Here is a 25,470-nt window from a genome sequence, read left to right as displayed (position 1 = left end):
TCCGACACTTGATCTTGGGATGCCTCCGCTTGCGGCCTGACCTTTGCCGATAGGTTGACCGCGTGGACGTACTCGTTGTTGATCACCCCCTGGCCCAGTCCCGCCTGACCGCGATGCGCAACGCGGCGACCGACTCGGGCACCTTCCGCGCGGCGCTGCGCGAGCTCGCCAGCATGCTGGTCTACGAGGCCGCCCGCGCCTTCGAGGTCGAGCGGTACCCGGTGACCACCCCGGTCGCCCCCGCCCAGGGCACCCGGCTGGCCAACCCGCCGCTGATCGTGCCGGTGCTGCGCGCCGGGCTCGGCATGACCGAGGCGGCGCTGGGCCTGCTGCCGGAGTCGCACATGGGTTTCGTCGGTCTGGCCCGCGACGAGGTCACCTTCGAGCCGCGGGCGTACATGGAGTCGCTGCCGGGCGACCTCAGTGGCCTGCCCGTGCTAGTGCTGGATCCGATGGTGGCCACCGGCGGCTCGCTGGTGCACTGCTGCCAGCTGCTGGTGGACCGGGGGTGCACCGACATCACGATCTGCTGCGTGCTGGCCGCGCCCGAGGGCATCGCCCGGCTGGAGAATTCCGGGCTGCCACTGCGGCTGGTCACCGCGTCCGTGGACGAGGGGCTGAACGAGCACATGTTCATCGTCCCGGGTCTGGGCGACGCGGGAGACCGGCAGTTCGGCGGTATGCCCCGCTTTTGATGGGTTAGTCGGTAAGCGTGGTGACTTGCGGCGTAGCGTAGAGCTGGCTGCCCGATCAAGGGACATTCCCGGGCGAGCGCGCGCCGTGTACTCTGCGGCGCACTTCCCCAGTCCCCGAGCCTCCCAATCGGATTCGGTGCCATGTCATTGCGCAGAACCGCCAATTCGTACCTTCGACGGCTGACCGGCTATGAAGTTCGCAAGTTCCGGCCACCGGCGCCCAAGCCGGCGGCCAAGCCCAAGCCGCCGCCCGCCAAGCCGAAGCCCCCGCAGCCGCCCACCCTGCACGACTTCACCAAGCTGAGCGTGCTGCTGGAGGTGGCGCCCACCGACCTGCTGGTGGCGCTGGGCTGGCCCGTCGACGACGTCGCGAAGGTCGTCGACGAGTTCGACCAGCTGACCGACGAGCTGAAGCAGCGCTACACCGAGCGCGAGACGCTCTTCCCGGAACGGTGGGGCGTGGAGCGGGGCACCGGCCTGACCCTGTACGGCCTGGCCCGGCTGCTGAAGCCGAAAACCGTGGTGGAGACCGGAATCGCGGACGGCCGCTCGTCCTTCATGATTCTCAGCGCCCTCGACCGCAACGAGCAGGGCACGCTCTACAGCTTCGACGTACGGCCGGACGCCGGCAGCCTCGTCAAGGGGCACCCGCGCTGGCGGCAGACGGTCAGCGACGCGAAGGACCCGCGGCGCAGCTTCACCGAGGTCGTCGACGGCCTCGACACGATCGATCTCTTCCTGCACGACAGCGATCACGGCTACCCGAACCAGATGTTCGAGTACGAGTCGGCCTGGCCGAAGATCCCGTCCGGCGGGGTGCTGGCCAGCGACGACGTCGACCTCACGAAGGCGTACGTGGACTTCGCGACGAAGATCGGCGCGCGGCCCCACTTCCTCTTCGACCGCCGCAAGATCCTCGGCGCGATCCGGCGCGAGGCCGCCTGACGCTCAGCCGCCGACGCTCAGCCGGTCGTGCACGACCACGAGACCGCCCGGCCCTCGTGGAACGGCATGACCCCGTGGAACGGACGCGGCTCGGCCGCGAACACCAGAGGCAGGAAGTGCCGGTCGGACTCCCACATCGGGATCCGGCCGGCCAGCACGTCGGCCACCGGCACCCAGTGCAGGCTGCCCTCGGGGTTGGCGGTCCGCGGCGTGCCGGACCACCGCGGGATGCGGAACAGGAAGCCGAACCAGTTCTCCCCGCCGCGCCCGAAGCCGGGCCAGGAGATCGTGCCGGCGAAGTCGAGCTCCCCGCACTCCAGCCCGGCCTCCTCGCGGACCTCCCGGCGCATGCCGGTGGCCACGTCCTCGTCCGGCTCCAGCTTGCCGCCCAGGCCGTTGTGGTAGCCGAAGTGGATGTCGTCCGGGCGGGCGTCGCGGCGGATCATCAGGACCTCGCGCCGGTCCGCGGACAGCACGTACCCCAGCGTCGCGAGGACCGCCCGCACCTCAGCGGTCCAGCAGGGCGAACAGGGCTTCCCAGCGGTCGACGATGCTGTCGGGCGTGAAGCGCTGCACGGACTCGCGGCCCGCCTCGCCCAGCCGTACCCGGAGGTCCTTGTCCTTCATCAGGCGCTCCAGGGCGGCGGCCATGCCGGGCACGTTGCCCGCGGTCACCACCAGGCCGCCGCTGACCTCGTCGTCGATCAGTTCGCGGATGCCGGGGGCGCAGTCGAAGGCGACCGTGGGCAGTCCGTACGCCATCGCCTCCATGATGGCGATCGGGAAGCCCTCCTCGCGCGACGGCAGGGCGTAGATCGACGCCGCGCTCAGCGCCGCGTCGATGTTGTCGGTCTTGCCCACGAGGATCTGGTTGTCGTCGAGACCCAGCTCGCGGGCCTGCTCGCGCAGCTCGGCCTCGTCCGGGCCCGCGCCGTAGATCTTGAGGCTCCAGTCCGGGTACTGCGGGCCGATCAGCGCCCACGCCTCGAGCAGCATGTCGATGCCCTTGTCGTGGGACAGCCGGCGCAGCGAGACGACCGTCTTCTCGTCCAGCGTGGGCATCGTCTTCGGGACCGTCATCAGCGGGTTGGGCATCGCGCCCACGTTGGTCATGCCGGCCCGGGCGGCCCACGCGTCCGCGTCCGCGTCGGTCAGCAGCAGGTGCATGTCCATGTCCGCGTAGTACTTGAGGACCCGCTGGTACCGGCTCGAGTTGCGGCAGGCCTCGAACGACTCGTGGGACATGCCGATCACGGTGAGGCCGGTCGTGTCCGCGGCGGACACCCACTCCCCGGCCCAGACCTGCGCGGCGATGACGACGCCGCCCGGCTGCGCTTCGCGGAACAGCTCGGTCAGCCGTTGCGCCCCCTCGGCCAGCAGCTTGGCCCGGTGGCGCTGGCGGGCCAGGTTGACCACATTGAGCCGGCTCAGGCCCTCGACCTTGCGCCGCCGGGGCAGGTGGTCGTCGTGCAGGGTGATCATCGGGTACGGCAGGTCCGACCCGTAGTCACGCGCGACCGTGGCGGGCTCCACCCCGACCAGGCGCACCCGGTGCCCCCGGGCGCTGAAGAGCCGCCCGATGTCGTGCGCCCACTGGATGAGGCCGCCGAGCTCGTTGACGCTGTTGCAGACGATGAAGATGTCCCGGGGCTCAGCCACGGCGCGCTCCTGGGGCGAAGAAACGTTCGACCACGGCCTTCGCCGCGTTGCCGGTGTCGTACTCGCAGAACCGGGCCACGAAGGCGCGGTGCTGTTCGGCGAAGCGGTCCGGGAGCTTGTCCAGATCGGCGAGCGCGGCGAACAGCGCGTCCGGGGTCCGCGTCAGCGGGCCAGGGGCCACCTCGGCCAGGTCGAAGTAGGAGCCCCGGCTGTTGCCGACGTAGTCGTCGTAGTCCGGCACGTGGAAGATCATCGGACGGCCCAGCAGCGCGTAGTCGAACATCAGCGACGAATAGTCCGTGATCACCGCGTCGGCGATCTGCATCAGCGGGGTGACGTCGTGGACGTTCGCCACGTTGCGCACCGAGTGCGCGTACCTCGGGGGCATCGCGAACGACGCGAGGTAGTGCGGGCGGATCAGCAGCACGTAGTCGTCGCCGAAGCGTTCGACGAAGTCGTCCAGGGAGAACGGCAGGGTCAGGCCCTTCGACCACCGGCCGATCTCCTGGGGACGGAAGGTCGGCGCGTAGAGCAGGACCTTGCGGTCGTCGGTGAGGTTCAGCGACTTGCGCAGCGCCGCCACCTCGTCCGGGTTGTCCTGCCGCACCAGGACGTCGTTGCGCGGGTAGCCGACCCGCATCAGCTCCGAGTGCACCCGCATGCCCCTGGTCAACGTGCGGACGTCGTGCTCGGTGCGGACGAGGAACACGTCGAAGCGGTCGATCGCGTCCTGCAGCCGCTGCTGCTGCCCGGCCGTCTGGCTCTTGATGGTCGCCTCGTCGAAGCCCATCCGCTTGAACGCCGACCCGTGCCAGGTCTGGATGTACGTGGTGCCGGACCGCTTGCGCAGGTCGTGCGGGAAGCCCTGGTTGTCCACCCAGTACCGGGCCCGGCCGAGCTCGCGCAGGTAGGCGTAGGACTGCCGGCGCACCAGCTTGACGTCGGACGGGAAGCCGTTCGGGTGCTCCTCGGAGTGCGCCCACACCGCGCGGAACGGCACCCCCGAGCGCTTGAGCTCCTCGTAGATGGCGCGCGGGCTGTCCGAGAACTGCTTGCCCATGTGGCTCTCGAAGACGATCGTCCGCTTGCTGATCGGCAGCCGCGAGAAGACGTTGTCGTACCAGGCCAGCTTGGTCTTGCGCTGGTTCATCCGCTGCCGCAGGTCGCGCCGCAGGGTCCCGGCGGTGCTCCAGAGCCGGGCGCCGAGCGGCTGCGAGCGCAGCCGGTGGACCGTGGCGTCGCCGGCCCGGGCCTTGCGGCCCTCGGCCGCCAGCCGCAGCGCGAGGTTGCCCGCGTCCGTACGGTAGGCCTCCATCCGGTCCGCGACGAGCCGGGTGAGCCGCGGCCGGACCGCCAGCCGCAGGTCGTCGATCACCGGGTCGTCGGCGAACAGCTGCAGGTCGATGGTCTGGGCGGCGGTGCGGATCCGCAGCACGACGTTGTAGACCATGTCCACCAGGCCGACGGGGCGCAGCACCCGGGCCGGGTCGAAGCTGGCCGTCCAGGTCGCCTCGGTGCCGGAGACCGCCAGCTTGGCGGGCAGGGTGAACTGGCGGCGCCGGTTGCGCCGGGCGCGCACCACCAGCTGGGCCTTCGGCTTGGCCATCGTGCCGAGCCGGCCGAGCGGGTTGGTGATCGCGCCGCTGATCGTGACCGTGCTGCCGGAGCGCTCGATGCCCGTGATCCGGCTGCCCAGCCGCAGCTTGGCCAGCGGCAGATCCTGGAAGCCGAACTCGGTGACGTCCAGCACCTCGCGGCCGAGCGGGTCGTCCAGGTGGCGGTCGCACCAGAACACCCGGCCGTCGCGGACCACCAGGTCCGTGCTCAGCAGGCTCTTGGCGCCCTTGCCGACCATGTAGTCGTGGGCGGCGGCGACCCCCGCCAGGTCGTCCTGGCGGACCATGTAGGCCGCGATCGCGGGCAGCGGCTTGGCCTGCCGGAACGCTTCGGGCTGCAGGGTCTGCACGTACGGGCGGGCGACGTCGAGCAGGGCGCGCTGGGTCGCCTCCGGGAACTGGCCGAAGCCCGCCAGGTGGATCCGCAGGTCGTTCTCCAGGAACCGGATGTCCTTCTGCAGCCGCAGCTCGCCGGTGTCGTGCTGGGCCAGCAGCTTGTCGATCTCCCGGGTGACCGCGATCCGGTCGGTGATGTTGCGCAGGTCCGCGGCCCGGCTGGTGATCGAGCGGGCCTTCGGCTCGATGTTCCAGGTGTAGATCCGCTGCGGGATCACCGCGATCTTCTTGGCGGTCAGGTACGCGTGGGCGGAGAACAGGTTGTCCTCGTAGAGACGGTCCTCCAGGAAGACCAGGTTCTCCCGGACCAGAAAGTCGTGCCGGTAGAGCTTGTTCGTCGAGAGCACGTCGTAGAGCAGTTCGGGCTGGTCGCGCAGCGACTCGTGGACCACCTTGCGCTGCACCAGCCAGGGCATCCAGGACTGCTCCTTGCCGGTGGGCACGTCGTGGCGTACGCACCGGCCGACCACCATGTCGGCGCCGGACTCCTCGGCCATTGCCACCAGGTTGCGGCAGGCGTGCCGGTCGATCGTGTCGTCGCTGTCCAGGAACATCACGTACCGGCCGCGGGCCTGCCGGACGCCCGCGTTGCGGGGGGCGCCGCAATGGCCCGAGTTGGCGGGCAGGCGGATGAAGCGGACCAGGTCGGGGTGCTCGTCGGCCAGGCGCTGCGCCACCGTGGGGGTGGCGTCGGTGCTGTGGTCGTCGACGACGATCACCTCGTGGCTGCGCAACGACTGGTCCAGCACGGATCGGACCGCGGCCTCGATCCGGTGTGCGTCGTTGTACACGATGACCACCACCGTGACGTCGGGCCGGGGGGTGGGCGAGGTCACGACTGACTGGTCCTTTCTATGGCACCAGGGCGACGCCGCGCAGGGCACTCGGGCGACACCGCCGGAATGTCGCGCCGCTGCGGGCAGCGCGGCAACGCGGTGGGGGGCGGACAGGGGGATGTCCGGGGCGGCCAGGTTCATACGTTACAGCCAGAGGCGGCACCGGCGCACCCGGCGGCTAGCATCGACCGGCCCGACGTCTCGGCGACGTCCGCTACTCTCGCCGGGCAGACCGTTGATCGGAAAGGGACATTTCGTGAAGGTGCTCATCGCGGGCGGTGCGGGATTCATCGGCAGCACCATCGCGTCCTGCCTGCTCGACGCCGGGCACCACCCGGTCATCCTGGACAATCTGGTCACCGGGCGCCGGGAGTTCTGCGCGGGCAGGTCCTTCTACGAAGGCGACATCGCCGACCCCGCGGTCCTGGACCGGATCTTCGCGGACCATCCGGACATCGAGGCCGTCGTGCACTGCGCGGCCCTCATCGTCGTGCCGGAGTCGGTGGAACACCCGATCCGCTACTACCGCGAGAACGTCTCGAAGACCCTCGAACTGGTCGACCGCCTGATCGGCAAGGGCGTCACCCGGTTCGTGTTCAGCTCCTCGGCCTCGATCTACGAGCCCGGCGAGGACTTCAGCGTCCACGAGGACTCCGCGGTGTCGGCCCAGAGCCCGTACGCCCGGACCAAGCTCGTCGTCGAGCAGATGCTGACCGACATCGCCGCCAGCACCCCGCTGCGGGTGCTCTCGCTGCGCTACTTCAACCCGATCGGCGCCGACCCCAAGATGCGTACGGGGCTGCAGCTGCCCGCGCCCAGCCACGCGCTGGGCAAGCTGGTGGCCGCCTACCACGCCGGACAGCCGTTCCCGGTGACCGGGCTGGACTACCCGACCCGGGACGGCTCCGGCATCCGCGACTACGTGCACGTCTGGGACCTCGCCGGTGCCCACCTGCGCGCGGTCGAGGTCTTCGACACCCTCTTCACCGACGAGTCGCGCTACCAGGTCATCAACCTCGGCACCGGCACCGGCACCACCGTGCTGGAGTTCGTCGAGGCCTTCAACCAGGTCGTCGACACCCCGGTCGAGGTCCAGGCGGCGCCCCGGCGCCCCGGTGACTCGGTCGGCGCCTACACCCGCAGCACCCGGGCCGCCGACCTGCTGGGCTGGCGGGCCGAACACACGGTCGCCGACGGCATCCGCGACTCGCTGGCCTGGGTACAGCAGCGCGACCGGGTGCTGCCCGACCTGGACCGCGGCCAGCGGTAACCCGGCGCGCGGCAACCCCGGGCAGCGCCACGACCGGCGTATCTTTCCTCAGGGGAGGAGCGGGCCGACACCGCTGAGCGGGAGGCCAGGACTGTGCCGGAGCTCGTCGCGGGGCTCGTCAGCGTCGTCGTGCCGATCTACGACGTGGTGCCGTTCCTCGGCGACTGCCTCGACTCGTTGCGCAGCCAGACCCACCGCGAGCTGCAGGTCATCTGCGTCGACGACGGATCCACCGACGGCAGCGCCGACATCGCCGAACAGTTCGTCGCCGACGACGACCGGTTCCAGCTCGTCCGCCAGGCCAACGCGGGCCTGAGCGCGGCCCGCAACACCGGCGTCGGGTACGCCACCGGCGAGTACCTGGCGTTCGTCGACAGCGACGACGTGCTGGCCGCCCACGCGTACGAGATGCTGCTGCGGGCGCTGTCCGGCGGCGCCGACTTCGCCAGCGGCGGCGTGCACCGGCTCAGCTCGCGCGGGCACTACCTGGGGTACCCGCACGACGGCGCCATCCGCGCGACCGACCTCGCCACCCACGTCCGCGACCACCACCGGCTGCTGCGCGACCGGACGATCTGGAACAAGCTCTTCCGGCGTACGTTCTGGGACGCACATGGCTTCACCTTCCCGGTCGGCCGCCTGTACGAGGACGCGCCCGTCACCGTCCCCGCCCACGCCTGCGCCACGAAGGTCGCGGTCGTCGCCGAGACCATCTACTACTGGCGGGTCCGCGAGGGTTCCGTCCGCTCGATCACCCAGTCGGACCACGACGTGCGCAACCTCGTCGACCGCTTCCACTCGGTCGACCTGACCCGCCGGGCGCTGATCGACGCGGGTCACGGCGACCTGTGCCGGGTGTACGAGGAACAGGCGATCTGGGACAAGCTCAACTCCGCGACGCAGTACCTGCCGGACGCGCCGCAGGTGTTCCGCACGACGTTCCTGGACCTGGCGAACGCGTACCTCGACGAGGTGGGCGACGCCGTCATCGAGCGCTTGCCCGCCCGCCTGCGCCCACAGTGGCGGCTGATCCGCCAGCGGCGCATCGACGCGCTCGTCGAACTCGTCGACCGGGGCTACCGGGCCCCGCGGGCCGAGGCGGCCGGACCCGCGACGCGGCGGCTGGAGTCCGGCGTCCGCGGCCTCGCCTGGCGCGACGGGAAGCTGCGGATCTCCGGGTACGCGTACGTGCCCGGGACCGCGGGGCGCCGCTGGCCGACGCTGCGGATGCTGTGGCTCTCGGCCGACGGCAGCCGCCGCAAGCTGCCGTTGTGGCCCCGGTCGTACCGTGGTCCGGCGGTGCCGGCCGGGGGGTTCACCGTGGCGCTCGACCCGGCCGTGTTGCGCCACGGCGGCCGGTGGCGTACCGGGAACTGGACCGTGGCCGTCGCCGCGACCCGCGGTCTGCGGCTGCGCCGCGACGGGCTGCGGGTGCCCGCCGACTGGGCCGAGCCGATGCCGCGGCATCGGGTCGCGCCCGGCGTCTGGGTCCGTCCCCTGGCCGTCGGCGGGCGGCTGCGCCTGCGGGTGACCCGGGCCCTCGGCTGGCTCACGGCGAGCCGCCGCGAAGGCGACGACCTGGTCCTCGACGGGCGGCTGCGCACCTGGCCGGCCGGGCCGGTGCGGGTCGAGTTGCGGGCGCACGGGCTCGCGGTGCACCGCGCCGAGGCGGTGGTGCGCACCGGAGCGGACGGCGCCACGTTCACGGCCCGCCTGCCGATCGGCGGCGTCGCCCTCGACGACCACACCGACAACCACGCGGCCGGCCTGTACGCCCGGCGGCTCGGTGTCCATCTCGTCCTCGGCGACAAGGCGGCCAGGCTCGTCGCCGACGTCGGGTACGAACAGATCCGGACCGTGTGGGGGACCGACGAGGTGTACACCGCGGTCGCCGTCGGCGGGCAGGTGTCGCTGTGCACGCGCCCGGCCGGCCCGGTGCTCACCGAGGCGCGGTGGCGGCCGGACGGCGCCCTGCTGCTGCGCGGCGACAGCCCCCGCCCGGCGGCCGGCGAGCTGCTCGTGCGTCTGCGCGCGTGGCGACGCGACATCGCGCTGCCGCTGCGGGTCGCGGACGGCCGGTGGGAGGTGGTCGTCGACCCGGCCGCCGCGCCCAGCCTGGCCGGACCGCTCCCGCTGCCGGCCGGTACCTGGGATCTCGCGTTCCGCTCGCCCGGTCACCGGCACCCGACCGTCGTCCCGCTGGGTTGCACCGACGCGGTCCGGGCCGCGCTGCCCACTGCCGCGCCCGCGGTGACCGGGATCCGTTGTGTGCTGCGCCGGGCGGCCGCCGACCGGGCGGCCCTCAAGGTGGTGGCACCGCGCGGCGACCCCGCCGAGCGGGAGCGGTGGCGGGCCGCGTACTTCCCGGACCCGGGCGGTCCCGACCACGATCCGCCGGCGGTCGTCCCCACCCCGGCACCGCAACCGCGCGCCGGTCATTCGCCGCGCCTGCGCGACGTGGTGCTCTTCGACGGCGCGCCCGGGCGGCGTTTCCCCGACGATCCGGCCGCCCTGCTCGCGGAGCTGGTCGGCCGCCCCGACGCCCCACCGGTGGCCTGGACCTACGAGCCCGGTCAACCGCTGCCGCCGGGCGCCGATCCGGTGCCGCTGGGGGGCGCGGCGTGGTACGAGGCGCTGGCCACCAGCCGCTGGCTGGTCTGCAACGACACCCTGCCGCACTGGTTCCGCGCCCGCGACGGCCAGGTGGTGCTGCGGCTCGGCGGGGGCTGGCCGGTCGCCCGCTTCGGCGCGCTGGCCACCGCGCACCCGCTCGGCCCTGACCTCGTCACCCAGCTCAGCTCGGACGCTCGCCACTGGACGGCGCTCGCGTCGCCCGGCCCGTCGGCGACCCCGGTGCTGCGTTCCGAACTGCGCTTCGGCGGCCCGGTCCTGGAGTACGGCCGCCCGGCGAACGACGCGCTGAGCACGATGGACCCGGAGGCGGCCCGGACCGAGGTCCTGCGCCGGCTGGACCGTCCACCCGGCACCCGCCTGGTGCTGTACGCGCCCACCCGCCGCCCGCTGGACCTGCGCCGACCGGGCTGGAGCGATCCGGGGCGGCTGCTCGACCTGCCCCGGGTGGCGGCCGCCCTCCCGCCGGGCCACGAGCTGCTCGTACGGCGCCACCCCGGGCTGATCGACGACGTGCTGGGGCTGGCGCCGGGGGTGCTGGACGTGTCGGCGTACCCCCGGACGGACCGGCTGCTGCTGGCCGCCGACGTACTGATCACGGACTATTCGGCGCTGCTGGCCGACTACGCGGCGACCGGCCGTCCGGTGCTGCTCTACGTGCCCGACCTGGCGGAGTTCGAGGCGTCGCCCGGTCTGAACGTCGATCTGCGGACGAGCTCGCCCGGCCCGCTGCTGCACACCTCGGCGGAGGTGGCGGAGGCCGTGCGGGACGTCGCGGCCATCGCGGACGAGTACGCGGCGGCCGCCAAGAAGTTCGCGGCCGCGCACCAGGCGGACGGTGGCGGCCGCGCCGCCGCCCGCCTGGTGGACTGGCTGCTTTCCGCTGCGCCAGGTCGCGCCGGGTGACCAGCCCACCGACGCGTTCCGGGTGCCGTCTGGACGGCGCGACATGGCCGTTGCCGGGAGCCCGGGAGCTGCGGCGGGACACTATCGTTCTGGGCATGACCTCCATCGCGCTCGCCGAAGAATTGCTGCTGCTCGCCTACGACGACGAGACCGGCAAGGCGACCGGCTCCCGAATCGGGCTGGACCTCGGCATGGCCGCGGCCGTGCTCGTCGACCTGGCGCTGAAGGGCCGCATCGCATATGTCGACGGCTACCTGAAGGTCATCGACCCGACGCCGGTGAACGACCCGATCGAGGACGCGGTGCTGGCGAAGGCGGCGGCCGACGAGCCGCATACCCCGGCGCAGTGGGTCCAGCGGCTGCGCCACGGCCTGCGCGCCCGGGTCCTCGACGACCTGGTGGCCCGGGGTGTGGTGCGCGACGTCGACGAGACCCAGCTCGGCGTCATCCACGTGCACCGGTACCCGACCACGGACCCGGCTTACGAGGCGGAGATCCGCGGCCGTCTGGCCCGGGCCCTGATCAGCGACGCGGTGCCGGACGAGCGCACCGCCGCGCTGGCCACGCTGCTCATCGCCACCCGGATGGAGCCCGCCCTGCGGCTGCCCGCCGACCAGGCCGCGCACGCTCACCAGCGGCTGGCGGAGATCGCCAACGGTGCGGGCTTCTCCGGCGGCGTGAACCTGGAGGACTCGATCGTGCGGCCCAGCGTCGCGCTCGTCGTCGCCACCCTGGGCCGGGCGATCACCGCCGCCCTGGGCACCCCCAAGGCCAGCTGACCCGGCCCGTCCAGCGCCTCAGCCGGCCCGGGCACCTCAGCCGGGCCGGGCGCCTCAGCCGGGCCGGGCGCCTCAGCCGGGCCGGGCGGCGCGGCTAGCCGAGGCCGAGGGCGGCCGCGATCTCGGCGCGCAGCGCGGTCAGGGCGGCGGCCGCGCGGGTCCGGGCCGCGGGCACGTCGCCGTCGCGGACCGGCTCCACCACCTCCAGGTACGCCTTCAGCTTCGGTTCGGTCCCCGAGGGCCGGATCACCACCCGCGCCGCGTCCGTGCGGAACGTGAGCACGTCCGCGGCGGGCAGCCGGTCCTCGACCTCGGTCAGGTCGGCGCCGAGCAGCGTGACCGGCGGCTTGTCCCGGACCTGGGTCATCGCCCGGGCGATCTCGGCCAGGTCGTCGACCCGTACCGACAGCTGATCCGTCGCGTACACCCCGAACTCGGCGGCCAGCTCGTCCAGCCGGTCGGCCAGGGTCCGGCCCTGCGCCTTGAGCGCGGCGGCCAGCTCCGCCACCCGCAGCGCCGCCGTGATGCCGTCCTTGTCGCGGACGTGCCCCGGCGCCACGCAGTAGCCCAGCGCCTCCTCGTAGCCGTACGCGAGGTCCTCGGCGGCCCGGACGATCCACTTGAACCCGGTGAGGCTCTGCGCGTACGGCATGCCGCGCGCCGCGCACAGCGCACGCAGCAGTGACGACGACACGATCGTGGTGGCGTACGTCCCGGGGATGCCCTGGCGTTGGAGGTGGTCGGCCAGCAGGGCGCCCAGTTCGTCGCCGCGCAGCGGGCGCCAGGTGCCGTCCGCGCCCGGCAGCGCGATGGCGCACCGGTCGGCGTCCGGGTCGTTGGCGATCGCGAGGTCCGCACCGGTGTCGGTGGCGAGCGCCAGCAGCAGGTCCATCGCCCCGGGCTCCTCCGGGTTGGGGAACGCCACGGTGGGGAACGCTGGGTCCGGCTCCGCCTGCTCGGCGACCACGGCCGGGGCGGCGAACCCGGCCCGGGTGAACGCGGCGGCCAGCACGGCGCCGCCCACCCCGTGCAGCGGCGTGTACGCCACCCGCAGCTCGCGCGGGCCGGGGGCCAGCACGGCGGCGGCGCTGTCCACGTACCCCTGCACCACCGCCTCGGTCAGCACGGTGCCGGGCTCGCCCAGCGGCACCTCGGTGAGCGACCCCACGGCCTGGATGGCGGCCTCGATCTCCGCGTCGGCCGGGGGCACGATCTGCGCTCCCGCACCGGCCGGGCCGCCCAGCGCCGCACCCAGATACACCTTGTAGCCGTTGTCCTGCGGCGGGTTGTGGCTGGCCGTGACCATCACCCCGGCGACCGCCCCGAACTCGCGTACCGCCCAGGCCAGCACCGGGGTGGGCAGCGGGCGGGGCAGCACCAGCGCCTCCCGGCCCGCGCCCGTGGCCACCCGGGCGGTCTGTTCCGCGAACGCCTTCGAGCCGTGCCGGGCGTCGTACCCGATCACCAGCGGGCCGGTGCCGCCCTGGGCGGCCAGCCAGCCGACCAGCCCGGCGGCGGCGCGGGTGACGACGGCGAGGTTCATTCCGTTCGGCCCGGCGCGCAGCTGGCCGCGCAGCCCGGCCGTGCCGAACGTGAGCGGCCCGGCGAACCGGTCGGCCAGCTCGTCCGCGCTGGCGGGCAGCCGCTCCAGCAGGGCGGTCAGCTCGGCACGGGTCGCGGGGTCGGGGTCGTCGGCGAGCCAGGCGGTGGCCCGGGCACGGAGATCGTCAGAAGCCATGCTCAGTGGATAGCACGCCTCACGCGTTCGCGATCGCGAACGTCCTCGCCATCTCCTCGAAGATCGGCATGCTCTCCGCGAACCGGGCGTCGGTCGTGGTCAGGTAGAAGGAGTACATCCGCCCGTCGCGGGTGATCTCCCGCCAGACGCCGTGCCGCATCTCGGCGCCGCTGCCGCAGGTGTACTCCAACTGCGCGCCGGCCCCTCCGGCCACCTCGACGTCCGAGACACTGACCCGCCGGTACGGTTCCGGGCAGTTCTTGGACTTCTGCAGCGTGTTCTCGGCGATCTTCTCGGCGAACCGGCGGGGCTCCGCGTCGCCCTTCTCGACCACGATGCGGACCTTGCGGGTGTCGTCCTGCGGGTCGACGTAGTCCACCCAGACCCCGGAGGCGCTCCGGGTCCAGGCCTTCGGGACCTTCACGGTGACGCCCTTGCCGCGGTGATCCTGGGTCTCGAACGCCGCCGGTGCGGGCTTCACGGCCGCCTGCTGTGGCGTACGGGGCTGCGGGTCCTTGCCGCCCGTGAACACCAGCACCACCGCCAGCACGAGCAGGACGGCGACGCCGCCCGCCGTGGCGAGCTGGATGTTGCGGGGCCAGCCGCGCACCGTGGTGACGGCCCGCTCCGTGCCCGAGCGTACGGTCCGGCTCACGGTGGCCAGCGCGGCCCGGCGCCGGGCGCCCGGGCTCATCACGACCGTGCCGCCGGGCAGCGGCTCGCGCGCCGCGCGGGCACCGTCCCAGGCGCGGCGCGGCGGGATGAGGCTGGTCGGGTCTGCGGCGCTGCCGCCGGGCGGCAGCATGCTGGTCCGCTCGCTGTCGCCGCCGGGCGGGAAAAGGCCGGTCCGGCCGGCGTTCGGCGGTAGCAGGCTGGTCCGGTCGCCGTTCGGCGGTAGCAGGCTGGTCCGGTCGCCGTTCGGCGGTAGCACGCTGGTCCGGTCGCCGTTGGCGGCCGGGGCGGGGAACGCGCCGGTGGGTGGGCCGGAGATGGGGATCGTGGCGTCGGGCCCGGCGGGAGTCTCGGGGGCGCGCCGCCGGCCGCCGCCCTGGCGCAGCTTGGCGAGGTGCCCGGTCAGCGACTCACCCGGGGCCAGCATGGCCCGGCCGCCGATCTGCCCGCTCGGCTTCGCGGGCGGCACGGGCTGGGTCGCGGCGGCGTCCGGGCGCTGGGCCGGGACCACCGAGTACGGGTCCGTCATGAGATGTGGCGGCGACTTGCTGGCCAGGGGGCCCGCCAGCTGCTGGCGCAGCATCGTCCGGGCGGTCTGCACGTCGAAACGCCGCGCCGGGTCCTTCTCCAGCAGGCCCATCAGCACCGGAGCGAGGGAACCGGCGCGCTGGGTCGGGGCGGGCGGGTCCTCGACCACGGCGTGCATGGTCTCGATGGGGTCGCCCTTGTCGAACGGCGGGCGTCCCTCGACCGCGGTGTACAGCGTCACGCCGAGCGAGAACAGGTCGCTGGGCGGGCCGAAGTCCTGGCCCATGGCGCGCTCGGGCGAGATGAAGTGCGGCGAGCCCAGCACCATGCCGGGCGTGGTGAGCTGCACGTCGGTGGGCATCCGGGCGACGCCGAAGTCGGTGAGCACACAGCGTCCGTCGGAGCAGATCAGCACGTTGGCGGGCTTCACGTCGCGGTGCAGCACGCCGTGCGCGTGGGCCACCTCCAGCGCCCCGAGCAGCGCGATGCCGATCTTGGCGACCACGCGTGGCGCCACGGGGCCGTCCTCGATGACCATGTCCGCCAGGCTGCGGGCGTCCAGCAGCTCCATGACGATCCACGGGCGGTCGTTCTCGTGCACGACGTCGTACACCTGGACGACCGCCGGGTGCTGCAGCGCGGCGGCGGCGCGGGCCTCGCGCATGGTCCGCTCGAACATCGAGTCCCGATCGCTCGGAGCCAGGCCCGGCGGGAGGACGACCTCCTTGATGGCCACGTCGCGGCGCAACAGCGTGTCGGCGGCGCGCCAGACCGTACCCATGCCGCCGTGACCGACCGCGGCGCGCAGGGTGTAGCGCCCGCCGATGAGCGTGCCCGGCGCCGCGCGTCCGCTGGTCGGAGTGGTGTCACCACCGCTCCACGTCGGAATCTGAGTCACTGAGATTGCCACCGAGGGGATGTAGGGGCCGGGGACCAACGACGCTATCTTGCCGGTTCCCACCCCCTTTGTGAAAGTCGCTGGGCCCGTGTTCCGAGGAACTTGACTCCTGGTAGCGACCTGAGCGCCGTCCGTCCGTGGGTTTGTCCACAGGTGGGCCGAGACCACGCCCCCGTCCCCTGAACGAAGTCTTAGGATCCCGGTTGTGAACGCAGAATCCGGGTTCGAGATCAAGCCGGTCTACGACCGCGAGGACGTGCCGCCGGGGACCGAGGCGCGGATCGGCGAGCCCGGGCGCTATCCGTATACCCGCGGGGTGTATCCGACGATGTACACCTCGCGCCCCTGGACCATGCGGCAGTACGCCGGTTTCGGCACCGCCGCGGAGTCCAACGCCCGCTACCACCAGCTGCTGGCCGCGGGCACGATGGGCCTGTCCGTGGCGTTCGACCTGCCCACCCAGATGGGCTACGACTCGGACGAGCCGATCGCGCACGGCGAGGTGGGCAAGGTCGGGGTGGCCATCGACTCGATCGACGACATGCGGCGACTGTTCCACGACATCCCGCTGGGCAAGGTCTCGACGTCGATGACGATCAACGCGCCCGGCTCGGTGCTGCTGCTGCTCTACCAACTGGTCGCCGAGGAGCAGGGCGTGCCCGGCACGGCGCTGCAGGGCACGATCCAGAACGACATCCTCAAGGAGTACATCGCCCGCGGCACGTACATCTTCCCGCCCAAGCCGTCGCTGCGGCTGGTGGCGGACACGTTCGCGTACTGCCGGGCCGAGATTCCGAAGTGGAACACCATCTCCATCTCCGGCTACCACATGGCCGAGGCGGGTGCGTCGCCCGCGCAGGAGATCGCGTTCACCCTGGCCAACGGCGTGGAATACGTACGCGCCGCGATGGCCGCCGGGCTCGCCGTGGACGACTTCGCCCCGCGCCTGTCGTTCTTCTTCGTCGCCCGCACCACGCTGCTGGAGGAGATCGCGAAGTTCCGGGCCGCCCGGCGCATGTGGGCGCGGATCATGCGGGACGAGTTCGGAGCGAAGGACCCCAAGTCGCTCATGCTGCGCTTCCACACCCAGACCGCCGGGGTGCAGCTCACCGCCCAGCAGCCCGAGGTCAACCTGGTCCGGGTGGCGATCCAGGCGCTCGGCGCGGTCGCGGGCGGCACCCAGTCGCTGCACACCAACGGGTATGACGAGGCGATCGCCCTGCCCACGGAGAAGGCGGCCCGGCTGGCGCTGCGTACCCAGCAGGTGCTCGCGTACGAGAGCGGGCTGACCGGCACGGTGGACCCGTTCGCCGGCTCGTACGCCATCGAGGCGCTCACCGACGAGGTCGAGGCCGCCGCGACGACGCTGATGGAGCGGGTCTTCGCGCACGGCTCGGCGGTGGAGGCGATCGAACAGGGCTTCCAGAAGCGCGAGATCGAGACGTCCGCGTACCGGATCGCCAACGAGATCGACTCCGGCGAGCGGGTGGTGGTCGGCGTCAACCGGTTCACCCTCGACGAGGAGGAGCATTACGAGCCGCTGCGCGTCGACCCGGCCATCGAGGCGGGCCAGGTGGCGCGGCTGGCCGAGCTGCGCGCCCAGCGCGACACCGCCGCCGTGGAGGCGGCGCTGGCCGACCTGCAGAAGGCCGCCGGCGGGACGGACAACGTGCTGCGGCCCATGCGGGAGGCCTTGCGCCTGCGTGCCACCGTGGGGGAGGTCTGCCACACGCTGCGGGGGGTGTGGGGGACGTACCACCCGGTTGAGCGCTTCTGACGCCGAGCGCCGAATCGGACTCCTGGTGTGCCAACCGGAAACATGATCGGGTCACGCTGGGTCGAGATTTGAACCGCGTCACCTCCGCGAGACGTTACCCGTTGTAGGAGGTGGTGGGTCGATGGCTGCGTTGATAGACACCGCTCTTATCAGGGCTTTCGTGACGGTACGCGTTCCGGTCACCACGGGAATGACGTTGCACAGCGTCACCACAATCGGTCTAGGCTGTCGCACGTTGCGGAAACCCGACCAAACCTCGAGAGCGATAGAGAATCCGACATGACGAGTGCGCTCACGGTGCCCGGGGGCACCACGACGCCCACGGAGCCGATGTCGCCCGCCTGGCCGTCCCCGCCGCCGGGCGCCGACCCCCTTCCCGGGCAGCTCGACCGCTGGCTGGCCGCCCGCGGTGCGGAGCTGGTGGCGATCCGCCGGCACATCCACGCCCACCCCGAGCCGTCGCACGCCGAATTCGAGACGGCCGCCCTGGTGGCCCGCGAGCTGGCCGTCGCCGGGCTCTCCCCGCGCCTGCTGCCCAAGGGCAACGGGGTCATCTGCGACATCGGCAGCGGCGACCGGGTCATCGCCTTCCGCGCCGACCTGGACGCGCTGCCGCTGCACGACGTCAAGGACGTGCCGTACCGGTCCACGGTCGCGAACGTGGCGCATGCCTGCGGCCACGATGTGCACACCACCGTCCTGCTCGGCCTCGGGCTGGCGCTGGCCAAGTTGGAGGAGCAGGGCGAACTGCCCGGCCGGATCCGGCTGCTGTTCCAGCCCGCCGAGGAGTCGGTCCCCTCGGGCGCGCCCGAGGTGATCGCCGCGGGCGGGCTCAAGGACGTCGCGGCCATCTACGCGCTGCACTGCTACCCGCAGCTACCCGCCGGACTGGTGGGGGTGCGCTCCGGCCCGTTCACCGCGGCGGCCGACACGGTCACCGTCACCCTGACCGGGCCGGGCGGCCACACCGCCCGCCCGCACCTGACCGCCGACCTGGTGCACGCGCTGGGCCGGGTCATCGTCGACGTGCCGTCGCTGCTCGGCCGCCGGGTCGACCCCCGCGCCGGGGTGTCCATGGTGTGGGGGGCGGTGCACGCCGGGGAGGCGTTCAACGCCATCCCCGACGAGGGCCACGTACGCGGCACGGTCCGCATCCTCAACCGCGACGCCTGGCGCGAGGCGCCCGAGCTCATCACCCAGTTGATCCGCGACGTGGTCGCCGCCACCGGCGCCGAGGCCGACATCCGGTACGAGCGCGGCGTGCCGCCGGTCATCAACGACCGGATGGCCGCCGCCGTCATCGCGGGTGCGGCCGGGGCGGCCCTGGGTGCCGACCACGTCGTCGAGGCCGAACTGAGCATGGGCGGCGAGGACTTCTCGTTCTACCTGGAACACGTCCCGGGCGCGATGATCCGCCTCGGCACCGGCATCCCGGGCGACAAGGTCCGCCACGACCTGCACCAGGCCGACTTCGACGTCGACGAGCGGTGCATCGGATACGGCGTACGCGTGCTGGCCCACACCGCCCTCGCCGCCCTGGCCACCGGCGCCTTCTGACCCCGGCCCCGGCCCGATGGGGTCGTGGACGGAGTCGTCGGGCGCCGGGCGGCCTACTGTGGACTGTCCGTCGGCTGCGGCGCTGCGGGCGGCGCTGCGGGCGGCGCGGCGGGCGGCGCGGCGGGCGGCGCTGCCGCCCCGGCCTTCCCACGGGCGTAGCGGCGGATCAGCCAGAAGAGTCCGTAGGCGGGGATGCCCAGGGCCAGCAGCCACGGCAGCAGCGCACCCAGCACGGTGAGCAGCACGGAAAGCGATGCCACCAGCGCGTTCCAGCCACCCTTGAGGCCCGCGAGGAATCCGGGCGGACCATCCGGCTCATCCTCGACGGCGGCCTCCGGGCCGAGCAGATCCACGGTGATGGTGGACAGTGCCGTGAGGTCGGCTAGGCGGCGCTTCTTGGCCTGCAGCGACGCCAGGTCCGCCTGCCGGGTGCTGACCTCGTTCTCCAGCATGACCAGTTCGTTCAGCGTCTTGGCCTGGGCCAGCAGGCGGCGCCCACTGTCCACTCTGGCCTGCTGCGTGGCGATCCGCGCGTCGAGGTCGACGACCGCCTCGGTCACGTCCTCGGTGTTCGTGGTGCGCTGCTGCTCCTTGCCCAGCCCGGCGATCTGGTCGATCACGGTGCCGAACTTCCCCGAGGGCACCCGCAGGGTCAGCGTGCCGTGGTCCCCGCCGCTGCCGTCGGCACCGCTGCTGCGGTTGTCACCGCCGACGAAGCCGCCCGAACCGGTAGCGAACCCGGCCACCTGCGCGGCCGAGGCGTTCACGTTCTTCACCCGTACGGTGATCGAGCCGGTGTAGATGATCGACCGCTGGTCGACCGCGAGGTTGGGTGCCTGGGCGCCCGGCTGCCCCTTGCCCTGGGCCTGGGCCTGGGCTAGGGCTTGGGCTTGGTCCTGGGCCTGGGTCACGCCCCCCTCGGCCTGGCGCTCGGCCGGTGCGCCAGCAGGCCCGGCCGCCGCGGGCCCGGGCGCGCCCGTGGTCGAGACGGACTTGTCCGACGAGCCACCGCTGCATCCGGCCAGCGCCAGCGTCGCGATCAGGGCCGTGGCGCCCAGCAGCCGGGCGTTATGTAGGTGTCGCATTCCCATGGTTCCTCCATCCCCGCAAGGTCTGCACCCTCGGACGTGCGGCGGGCGTGGTCCGGTTCCGGCAGACTGCGATTCGACGAGTAACGAATCGGCTGCGGAGGGATCCCGTGCGCGTCACGAAGCTCACCCACTCCTGCCTGCGCATCACCAGCGGCGACACGGTGCTGGTGGTCGACCCGGGCAAGTTCAGCGAAAAGACGGCGTTGACCGGGGCGGACGCCGTCCTGGTCACCCACGAACACTTCGACCACCTCGACGTGGACGCGCTCGCGGCGGCGGTCGCCGCCAAACCGGACCTACGGGTGTACGCCCACGCGGACGTGCTGCCGCTGCTGTCCGGTCTGGCCGACGCGGTCACGGCCGTGGCAGAGGGCCAGGAGTTCGACGCGGCCGGCTTCACCGTGCGCGCGTACGGCGGCAGGCACGCGGTCATCCATCCGGACATCCCGCGGATCGCGAACCTGGGCTACCTCATCGCCGACGGCCAGGACACGGTGTACCACCCGGGCGACTCGTTCACGGTGCCGGACGAGCCGGTGGAGACCCTGTTCGTGCCGCTGAACGCCCCGTGGATGAAGCTCAGCGAGGCCATCGACTTCGCCCGCGCGGTCAAGCCCCGCCGGGCGTACGCGCTGCACGACCTGCTGCTCACCGAGCTGGGCGCGACGATCAGCAACGGGCACCTGGAACGGCTGTCCGGCACCGAGTACGCCCAGCTTCCGCCCGGCACGACCGTCGGCTGACCGTGCCCGGGGATCACGCCGCCGACATCGTGCGGCGGCTCTACGAGGCGCCGCCGGACGGGTTCGTCGCGGCCCGTACGGCGGCGGTCGCCGCGGCGCGCCAGGCGGGCGACCGGGAGGCGGCGAAACGGTACGCGGCGCTGCGCAAGCCGACCGTCGCCGCGTGGCTGGTGAACCTGCTGGCGTTGCGCCGCCCCGACCTGGTCGACGAGCTGGTCGAGCTGTCCGCCGCCCTGCGCTCCGCCCAGCGCGACCTGCACGGCGACCAGCTCCGCGAGCTGTCCACCCAGCGCCGCCGGATGGTGTCGGCGCTGGTTTCGGTGGCCCGGGACCTGGCGCTGGCCCAGGACCCGGCGCTGTCGGGCGCCAAACTGCCGCTGGCCGAAGTGGAGACGACGCTGACCGCGGCCCTGTCCGAGCCGGAGATCGCCGCGCAGGTGCGCTCGGGGCGGCTGGTGCGCGCCGCCACGTACGCGGGCTTCGGGGAGGTTCCCCGCCCGCGCCTGCGGCTGATCACCGCGGACGACCTGCCGGAAGCCCCCGAGGACAGCGCGGAGGACAGCGCTCCGGAAGACGGCGAGGTGGAGGACGGCGCCGCCGCGGCGGCCGACGCCCAGCGACGGCGGGACCTGACGCGGGAGCTGACGGCGGCGCAGGCGGCGGAACGCCAGGCGCACGCGGCACTCGAACGGGCGGCGGCCGCGGAACGTGACGCAGTTCATGCCCTGGAGCGGATCGAGGCGGAGCTGGCCGAGCTGGACCGGCGGCGCGCTGCGGCCCAGGCTGAGGTTTCCGGCCGCACGCTGGCCCGACGCTCCGCCGAGCGGGACACGGCCGCAGCGCGCCGCCGGGTCGGCGACGCGCAGGCGGCGATCGAGGATCTCGAACTTCGCGGGCCTGAATGAACGACCATTTTCCAGAACCGGTCACGCGGAGCACAATCGGGCACGTGACTCCGGAACAGGCAGCCGCCACGGCCAGACCGGGACTCGCGGGGCTCGTGGGTGCGTTCGCCGAATCACCGCGTACGCTGCGCCGCGCGCGGCTGCTCGGACTGTCCGGGTGGGCGTACCACGTGTCCGCGCGGGCGGGGGCGCTCGGGGACGTCAAGCCGGAGACCGCGGCAGCGGCGATCGGCTTCATCGCGCCCGAGGCGGTGACCGACGGCTGGGAGGCGGCCGCCAAGACGACCGAGCCGCACGAGGTCGCCACCTGGCACCTGCACGAGCTGTGCAGGTGGGGGGTGGAGGAGCTCGGCGAGTTCGCGCGGCTGGGCCGCCTGCTCACGCTGAGCCGGCGGGTGGTGGACGCGGCCGACGCGGCGGGGCTGCCGTTGTTCGCCGCGTGGCGGGCGATGCCGGTGCCGGACACCTCGCCGGGCGCGCAGACCGCGGTGGCGCTGCACCTGCTGCACGAGCACCGGTTGAGCGTGCAGGGGGTGGCGGTCCGGGCCAGTGGTCTCACCCCGCTGCAGGCGATCATCGCGGGGCCCGAGGGGGAGACGGGGGCCGTGGCGTTCGGGTGGCAGCCGCCGTACCCGGCGGCCGGGCCGATCGTGCGGCGGCTGATGTGGGCCGAGTCGGTGGCGGACGCGCTCGCCGGGCAGGCGTACGCCGAGCTGGATCTCGCCGAGCGGATCGAGCTGATCGGGCTGCTGGAGTCGTCGCAGCAGGCCCTGGCCAGGTAGATAAACCGGTTGGCACGGCGGCGCCGCCGTGGTCCGATGCGCCGGTGAACGAGTTTCCCGAGGGCTGGACGACGCGCCGGCCGACCCTGGACGACATCCCCGCGCTGCTGGCGCTGGTGCACGCCAGCGACCTCGCGGCCATCGGCGAACCCGATTTCACCGCCGAGGAGGTCCGGGAGGCGCTGACCGCCCCGCACACCGACATGGCCCGCGACTGCTGGGTGGCGCTCGACGCGGCCGGGCAGCTCGTGGGCTGGGCGTACCCGCACAACAACACCGGCGGCGAGCGCGACTTCGTCGAGGTGTACGTCTGGCCGGACCGCGGTGAGCCCGCGCTGCGCCCGTTGCTGGAGCTGATGCTGGGCCGGGTCGCCGAGCGGGCCCGCGACTTCGGGTACGACCCGATGACGGTGCGCGCGGGCGCCATCGCGACGGAGAAGGCCTGGGTCGCGACCCTGGAGGCCGCCGGTTTCACGTTCCTCAAGCGGAACGCCCGGATGACCATCGCGCTGGACGGCACCGAGCGCGTGGTGCCGGAGCCACCGGCCGGGGTGACGGTGCGTCCGGTGCGCCCGGACGACGACGCGGAGATGCGCCGGTTCCACGCGACGATCGAGGAGGCGTTCGGGGACACCGACCACCCGGCGACCGATTACGAGACCTGGCGGGCCCAGGTGACGGCCGCGAGCAGCGTCGCGTACGACGAGTGGTTCGTGGGCGAGGTCGACGGGCAGTGGGCCGGGGTGTTGCAGAGCTCCGATCAGGGCGCCGAGGACAACGGCGGGTGGGTCAAGAACCTCGCGGTGCTCGGGCCGTACCGGCGGCGGGGGGTGGGTGCGGCGCTGCTGCGCCGCGCTTTCGCCGTGTACGGCGCGAAGGGCCGCGTCGAGGCAGGGCTGGGCGTGGATCTGGCCAACCCGACCCAGGCCGCGCGGCTCTACTACGCCGTCGGCATGCGCCCCCTGTACGAGGCCGACGTCTACCAGCGCACCGTGGCCGCGGCGTGAAGAGTTCGGGTTCGCAGCTGACCCGAACCCTTCAAGATCGGTGAGGGGTTTGCGTCAGGCGTCGGGAGAGGCGGTGCGGGTGGGGCGGGAGCGCAGGTCGGCGACGTAGTCGTCGGGGGCGCCCGCCTTCTCGGCCGCGTTGGCGATCTCGGAGAGGTACCAGGCGGTCGGCATGCCGCCCTCGTAGCCCGCGAACACGTACACCCAGGCGCTGACGTCGCCCTCCAGCGTCGAGACCCGCAGGGTGACCTTCTGGTACGCCCCGGCGGTGACGCCCTCGACCTCGTCGAGTTGCGCCGCGTCCCACTGGTGCACGTCGTAGAGGGCGACGAACACCCGGTCGCCGGGCGACTCGACAATCGTGGTGACCGCGCCCTCCCAGCCCATGTCCCCCTCACCCGCGAAGGTCAGGCGCCAGCCTTCTATCCACCCCACGCCGACCATCGGCGAGTGCGGGCAGTAGGCCCGCATGCGGGCGGGGTCGAGGTTTGAGCCGTACGCGGCGTAATGACGCACGGCGATGACGATAGCCCGCTGCGCCGGTAGGGGAGAATACGAAGGTGCGTAACGGCACGTCGGGGTGAGTTTTGCGAGGATTGGAGTGCTGTGAGCCGGATTGTCATCATTGGTGGGGGCCCCGGTGGCTACGAGGCCGCCCTGGTCGCCGCCCAGCTCGACGCGGACGTCACGCTCGTCGAGGCCGATGGTGCCGGTGGGGCCTGCGTGCTCTCCGACTGCGTACCGTCGAAGACCTTCATCGCCAGCTCCGAGGTGGTCACCGGATACCGGCACAACGAGCGGTTCGGGGTCCGCTCCGCCGGGCTGGAAGGCGTCACGGTCGACGCGAAGGCGGTCAACGAGCGGGTCAAGAGCCTCGCCCTGGCCCAGTCCGGCGACATTCAGGCCAAGCTCATCAAGGCCGGGGTGGACGTGGTCACCGGCCGGGCCCGGCTCGGCGAGGACACCCTCGGCCACACCCACCAGGTGCTCATCACCCCCGCGGGCGGCCAACCGTACGCGGTCGACGCCGCGACCGTGCTGATCGCCACCGGGGCCACCCCGCGGGTGCTGCGCACCGCCGTGCCCGACGGCGAGCGCATCCTCGACTGGCGCCAGCTGTACGACCTCACCGAGCTGCCGGAACACCTGATCGTGATCGGCTCCGGCGTCACCGGCGCCGAGTTCGCCAGCGCCTACCTGGCCATGGGCGTACGGGTGACCCTGGTCTCCAGCCGGGAGCGGGTCATGCCGCACGAGGACGCCGACGCCGCCATGGCGATCGAGCGGGTCTTCCGCGAGCGCGGCATGACCATCCTCAACCAGTCCCGCGCCGACGCGGTCGTCAACACCGGCTCCGGGGTACGGGTGACGCTGGCGGACGGCCGTACCGTCGAGGGTTCACACGCCCTCATGGCGGTCGGCGCCGTTCCCAACACCGCCGACCTCGGCCTGCGCGAGTACGGCGTCGACGTCGCCGACGGCGGCTACGTCACCGTGGACCGGGTGTCGCGGACCAACGTGCCCGGCATCTACGCGGCGGGCGACTGCACCGGGGTGCTGCCGCTGGCCAGCGTCGCCGCGATGCAGGGCCGGATCGCGATCTGGCACGCGATGGGTGAGGCGGTCGCGCCGCTGCGCCTGCGTACCGTCTCCGCGAACGTCTTCACCGACCCGGAGCTGGCCACGGTCGGGGTCTCGCAGAACGACGTGGACGCCGGCAAGGTGCCCGCCCGCCAGGTGATGCTGCCGCTGACCGGCAACGCGCGGGCGAAGATGGCCGGGCTGCGCGACGGCTTCGTGAAGCTGTTCTGCCGCCCCGCCACCGGTCAGATCGTCGGCGGGGTGGTGGTGGCGCCCAAGGCCAGCGAGCTGATCCTGCCGATCACGATGGCGATCGAGAACAACCTCACCGTGGACCAACTGGCCCACACGATCACCATCTACCCGTCGTTGTCCGGCTCGATCGCCGAGGCGGCCCGCCAGCTGATGCAGCACGAACTGCAGTAGCTTCCGGCCGGATGAGCGCAGGGGCTGAGCGC

At 72.8% G+C, this 25,470-nt stretch carries 19 protein-coding genes; 12 read left to right on the top strand and 7 right to left on the bottom strand.

Annotated features, from left to right (window positions below; translation table 11 throughout):
* Window positions 1-62: 62 nt before the first annotated feature.
* Together upp and EV385_RS10065 are read left to right on the top strand one after the other, a co-directional pair.
* A complete protein-coding gene (gene upp / locus EV385_RS10070; RefSeq protein WP_130509233.1) occupies window positions 63-695 on the top strand; it encodes a uracil phosphoribosyltransferase in 633 nt (210 codons plus the stop codon).
* A 141-nt stretch (window positions 696-836) separates the two neighbouring features.
* A complete protein-coding gene (locus tag EV385_RS10065; RefSeq protein WP_130509232.1) occupies window positions 837-1,640 on the top strand; it encodes a class I SAM-dependent methyltransferase in 804 nt (267 codons plus the stop codon).
* A gap of 17 nt (window positions 1,641-1,657) precedes the next feature.
* Here the strand turns inward: EV385_RS10065 and EV385_RS10060 are convergent, their stop codons facing one another.
* The 3 genes from EV385_RS10060 to EV385_RS10050 are packed head-to-tail and all read right to left on the bottom strand — an operon-like array spanning window position 1,658 to window position 6,147.
* Window positions 1,658-2,146: an NUDIX hydrolase gene (locus tag EV385_RS10060; RefSeq protein ID WP_130509231.1), complete on the bottom strand. Its 489-nt coding sequence runs from the start codon at window positions 2,144-2,146 to the stop codon at window positions 1,658-1,660.
* Between the two features lies 1 nt (window position 2,147).
* On the bottom strand, window positions 2,148-3,299 hold the full coding sequence (locus EV385_RS10055; RefSeq protein WP_130509230.1) for a glycosyltransferase: 1,152 nt from the start codon (window positions 3,297-3,299) through the stop codon (window positions 2,148-2,150).
* On the bottom strand, window positions 3,292-6,147 hold the full coding sequence (locus EV385_RS10050; RefSeq protein ID WP_165449435.1) for a bifunctional glycosyltransferase/CDP-glycerol:glycerophosphate glycerophosphotransferase: 2,856 nt from the start codon (window positions 6,145-6,147) through the stop codon (window positions 3,292-3,294). The genes EV385_RS10055 and EV385_RS10050 overlap by 8 nt, the downstream gene beginning before the upstream one ends.
* A gap of 256 nt (window positions 6,148-6,403) precedes the next feature.
* Between EV385_RS10050 and galE the strand changes: the two genes are divergently transcribed.
* The 3 genes from galE to EV385_RS10035 all read left to right on the top strand — a co-directional run bounded on the left by galE (window position 6,404) and on the right by EV385_RS10035 (window position 11,733).
* Window positions 6,404-7,417, top strand: coding sequence for a UDP-glucose 4-epimerase GalE (gene galE / locus EV385_RS10045; protein ID WP_130509228.1), 1,014 nt, complete (start codon window positions 6,404-6,406; stop codon window positions 7,415-7,417).
* A 93-nt stretch (window positions 7,418-7,510) separates the two neighbouring features.
* Entirely contained in the window at window positions 7,511-10,954 is a 3,444-nt protein-coding gene (locus EV385_RS10040) for a bifunctional glycosyltransferase/CDP-glycerol:glycerophosphate glycerophosphotransferase (protein WP_130509227.1), read from the top strand.
* Window positions 10,955-11,049: 95 nt separating this feature from the next.
* Window positions 11,050-11,733, top strand: a complete 684-nt coding sequence (locus EV385_RS10035) for a GOLPH3/VPS74 family protein (protein WP_130509226.1) — start codon at window positions 11,050-11,052, stop codon at window positions 11,731-11,733.
* Window positions 11,734-11,827: 94 nt separating this feature from the next.
* Here EV385_RS10035 and EV385_RS10030 read toward each other — a convergent pair whose 3' ends face one another.
* Entirely contained in the window at window positions 11,828-13,471 is a 1,644-nt protein-coding gene (locus EV385_RS10030) for a phospho-sugar mutase (protein WP_130509225.1), read from the bottom strand.
* Between the two features lie 19 nt (window positions 13,472-13,490).
* The gene (locus EV385_RS10025) at window positions 13,491-15,569 is read right to left on the bottom strand and encodes a serine/threonine-protein kinase (RefSeq protein WP_130509224.1); all 2,079 of its coding nucleotides are present in this window, start codon (window positions 15,567-15,569) and stop codon (window positions 13,491-13,493) included.
* 205 nt (window positions 15,570-15,774) lie between these two features.
* On the opposite strand from EV385_RS10025, the gene EV385_RS10020 reads away from it, so the two are divergent.
* Entirely contained in the window at window positions 15,775-17,346 is a 1,572-nt protein-coding gene (locus EV385_RS10020; protein WP_130509223.1) for an acyl-CoA mutase large subunit family protein, read from the top strand.
* A gap of 279 nt (window positions 17,347-17,625) precedes the next feature.
* Window positions 17,626-18,903, top strand: coding sequence for an amidohydrolase (locus EV385_RS10015; protein WP_130509222.1), 1,278 nt, complete (start codon window positions 17,626-17,628; stop codon window positions 18,901-18,903).
* A gap of 53 nt (window positions 18,904-18,956) precedes the next feature.
* Here EV385_RS10015 and EV385_RS10010 read toward each other — a convergent pair whose 3' ends face one another.
* Window positions 18,957-19,994: a DUF4349 domain-containing protein gene (locus EV385_RS10010; RefSeq protein WP_341273931.1), complete on the bottom strand. Its 1,038-nt coding sequence runs from the start codon at window positions 19,992-19,994 to the stop codon at window positions 18,957-18,959.
* A 107-nt stretch (window positions 19,995-20,101) separates the two neighbouring features.
* On the opposite strand from EV385_RS10010, the gene EV385_RS10005 reads away from it, so the two are divergent.
* From EV385_RS10005 to EV385_RS09990, 4 genes are read left to right on the top strand one after another with little or no spacing between them, the layout of a single operon-like run.
* On the top strand, window positions 20,102-20,737 hold the full coding sequence (locus EV385_RS10005; RefSeq protein ID WP_130509221.1) for an MBL fold metallo-hydrolase: 636 nt from the start codon (window positions 20,102-20,104) through the stop codon (window positions 20,735-20,737).
* Between the two features lie 2 nt (window positions 20,738-20,739).
* The gene (locus EV385_RS10000; RefSeq protein ID WP_130509220.1) at window positions 20,740-21,642 is read left to right on the top strand and encodes a hypothetical protein; all 903 of its coding nucleotides are present in this window, start codon (window positions 20,740-20,742) and stop codon (window positions 21,640-21,642) included.
* A 44-nt stretch (window positions 21,643-21,686) separates the two neighbouring features.
* Window positions 21,687-22,424, top strand: a complete 738-nt coding sequence (locus tag EV385_RS09995; RefSeq protein WP_130509219.1) for an SCO6745 family protein — start codon at window positions 21,687-21,689, stop codon at window positions 22,422-22,424.
* 44 nt (window positions 22,425-22,468) lie between these two features.
* Complete coding sequence (locus tag EV385_RS09990; RefSeq protein ID WP_130509218.1) at window positions 22,469-23,431, top strand: GNAT family N-acetyltransferase; 963 nt, start codon at window positions 22,469-22,471, stop codon at window positions 23,429-23,431.
* Between the two features lie 54 nt (window positions 23,432-23,485).
* On the opposite strand, the gene EV385_RS09985 is transcribed toward EV385_RS09990, so the two are convergent.
* Entirely contained in the window at window positions 23,486-23,947 is a 462-nt protein-coding gene (locus tag EV385_RS09985; RefSeq protein WP_130509217.1) for a gamma-glutamylcyclotransferase, read from the bottom strand.
* Window positions 23,948-24,037: 90 nt separating this feature from the next.
* Between EV385_RS09985 and EV385_RS09980 the strand changes: the two genes are divergently transcribed.
* Window positions 24,038-25,438 carry an NAD(P)H-quinone dehydrogenase gene (locus EV385_RS09980; protein ID WP_130509216.1) on the top strand — a complete coding sequence of 467 codons (1,401 nt, stop codon included), beginning with the start codon at window positions 24,038-24,040 and terminating at the stop codon, window positions 25,436-25,438.
* The last annotated feature ends 32 nt before the right edge of the window (window positions 25,439-25,470 follow it).

It is taken from the genome of Krasilnikovia cinnamomea (assembly GCF_004217545.1).
Classification (GTDB): Bacteria; Actinomycetota; Actinomycetes; order Mycobacteriales; family Micromonosporaceae; genus Actinoplanes; species Actinoplanes cinnamomeus.
This window is presented reverse-complemented; position numbering and strand designations above follow the sequence as displayed.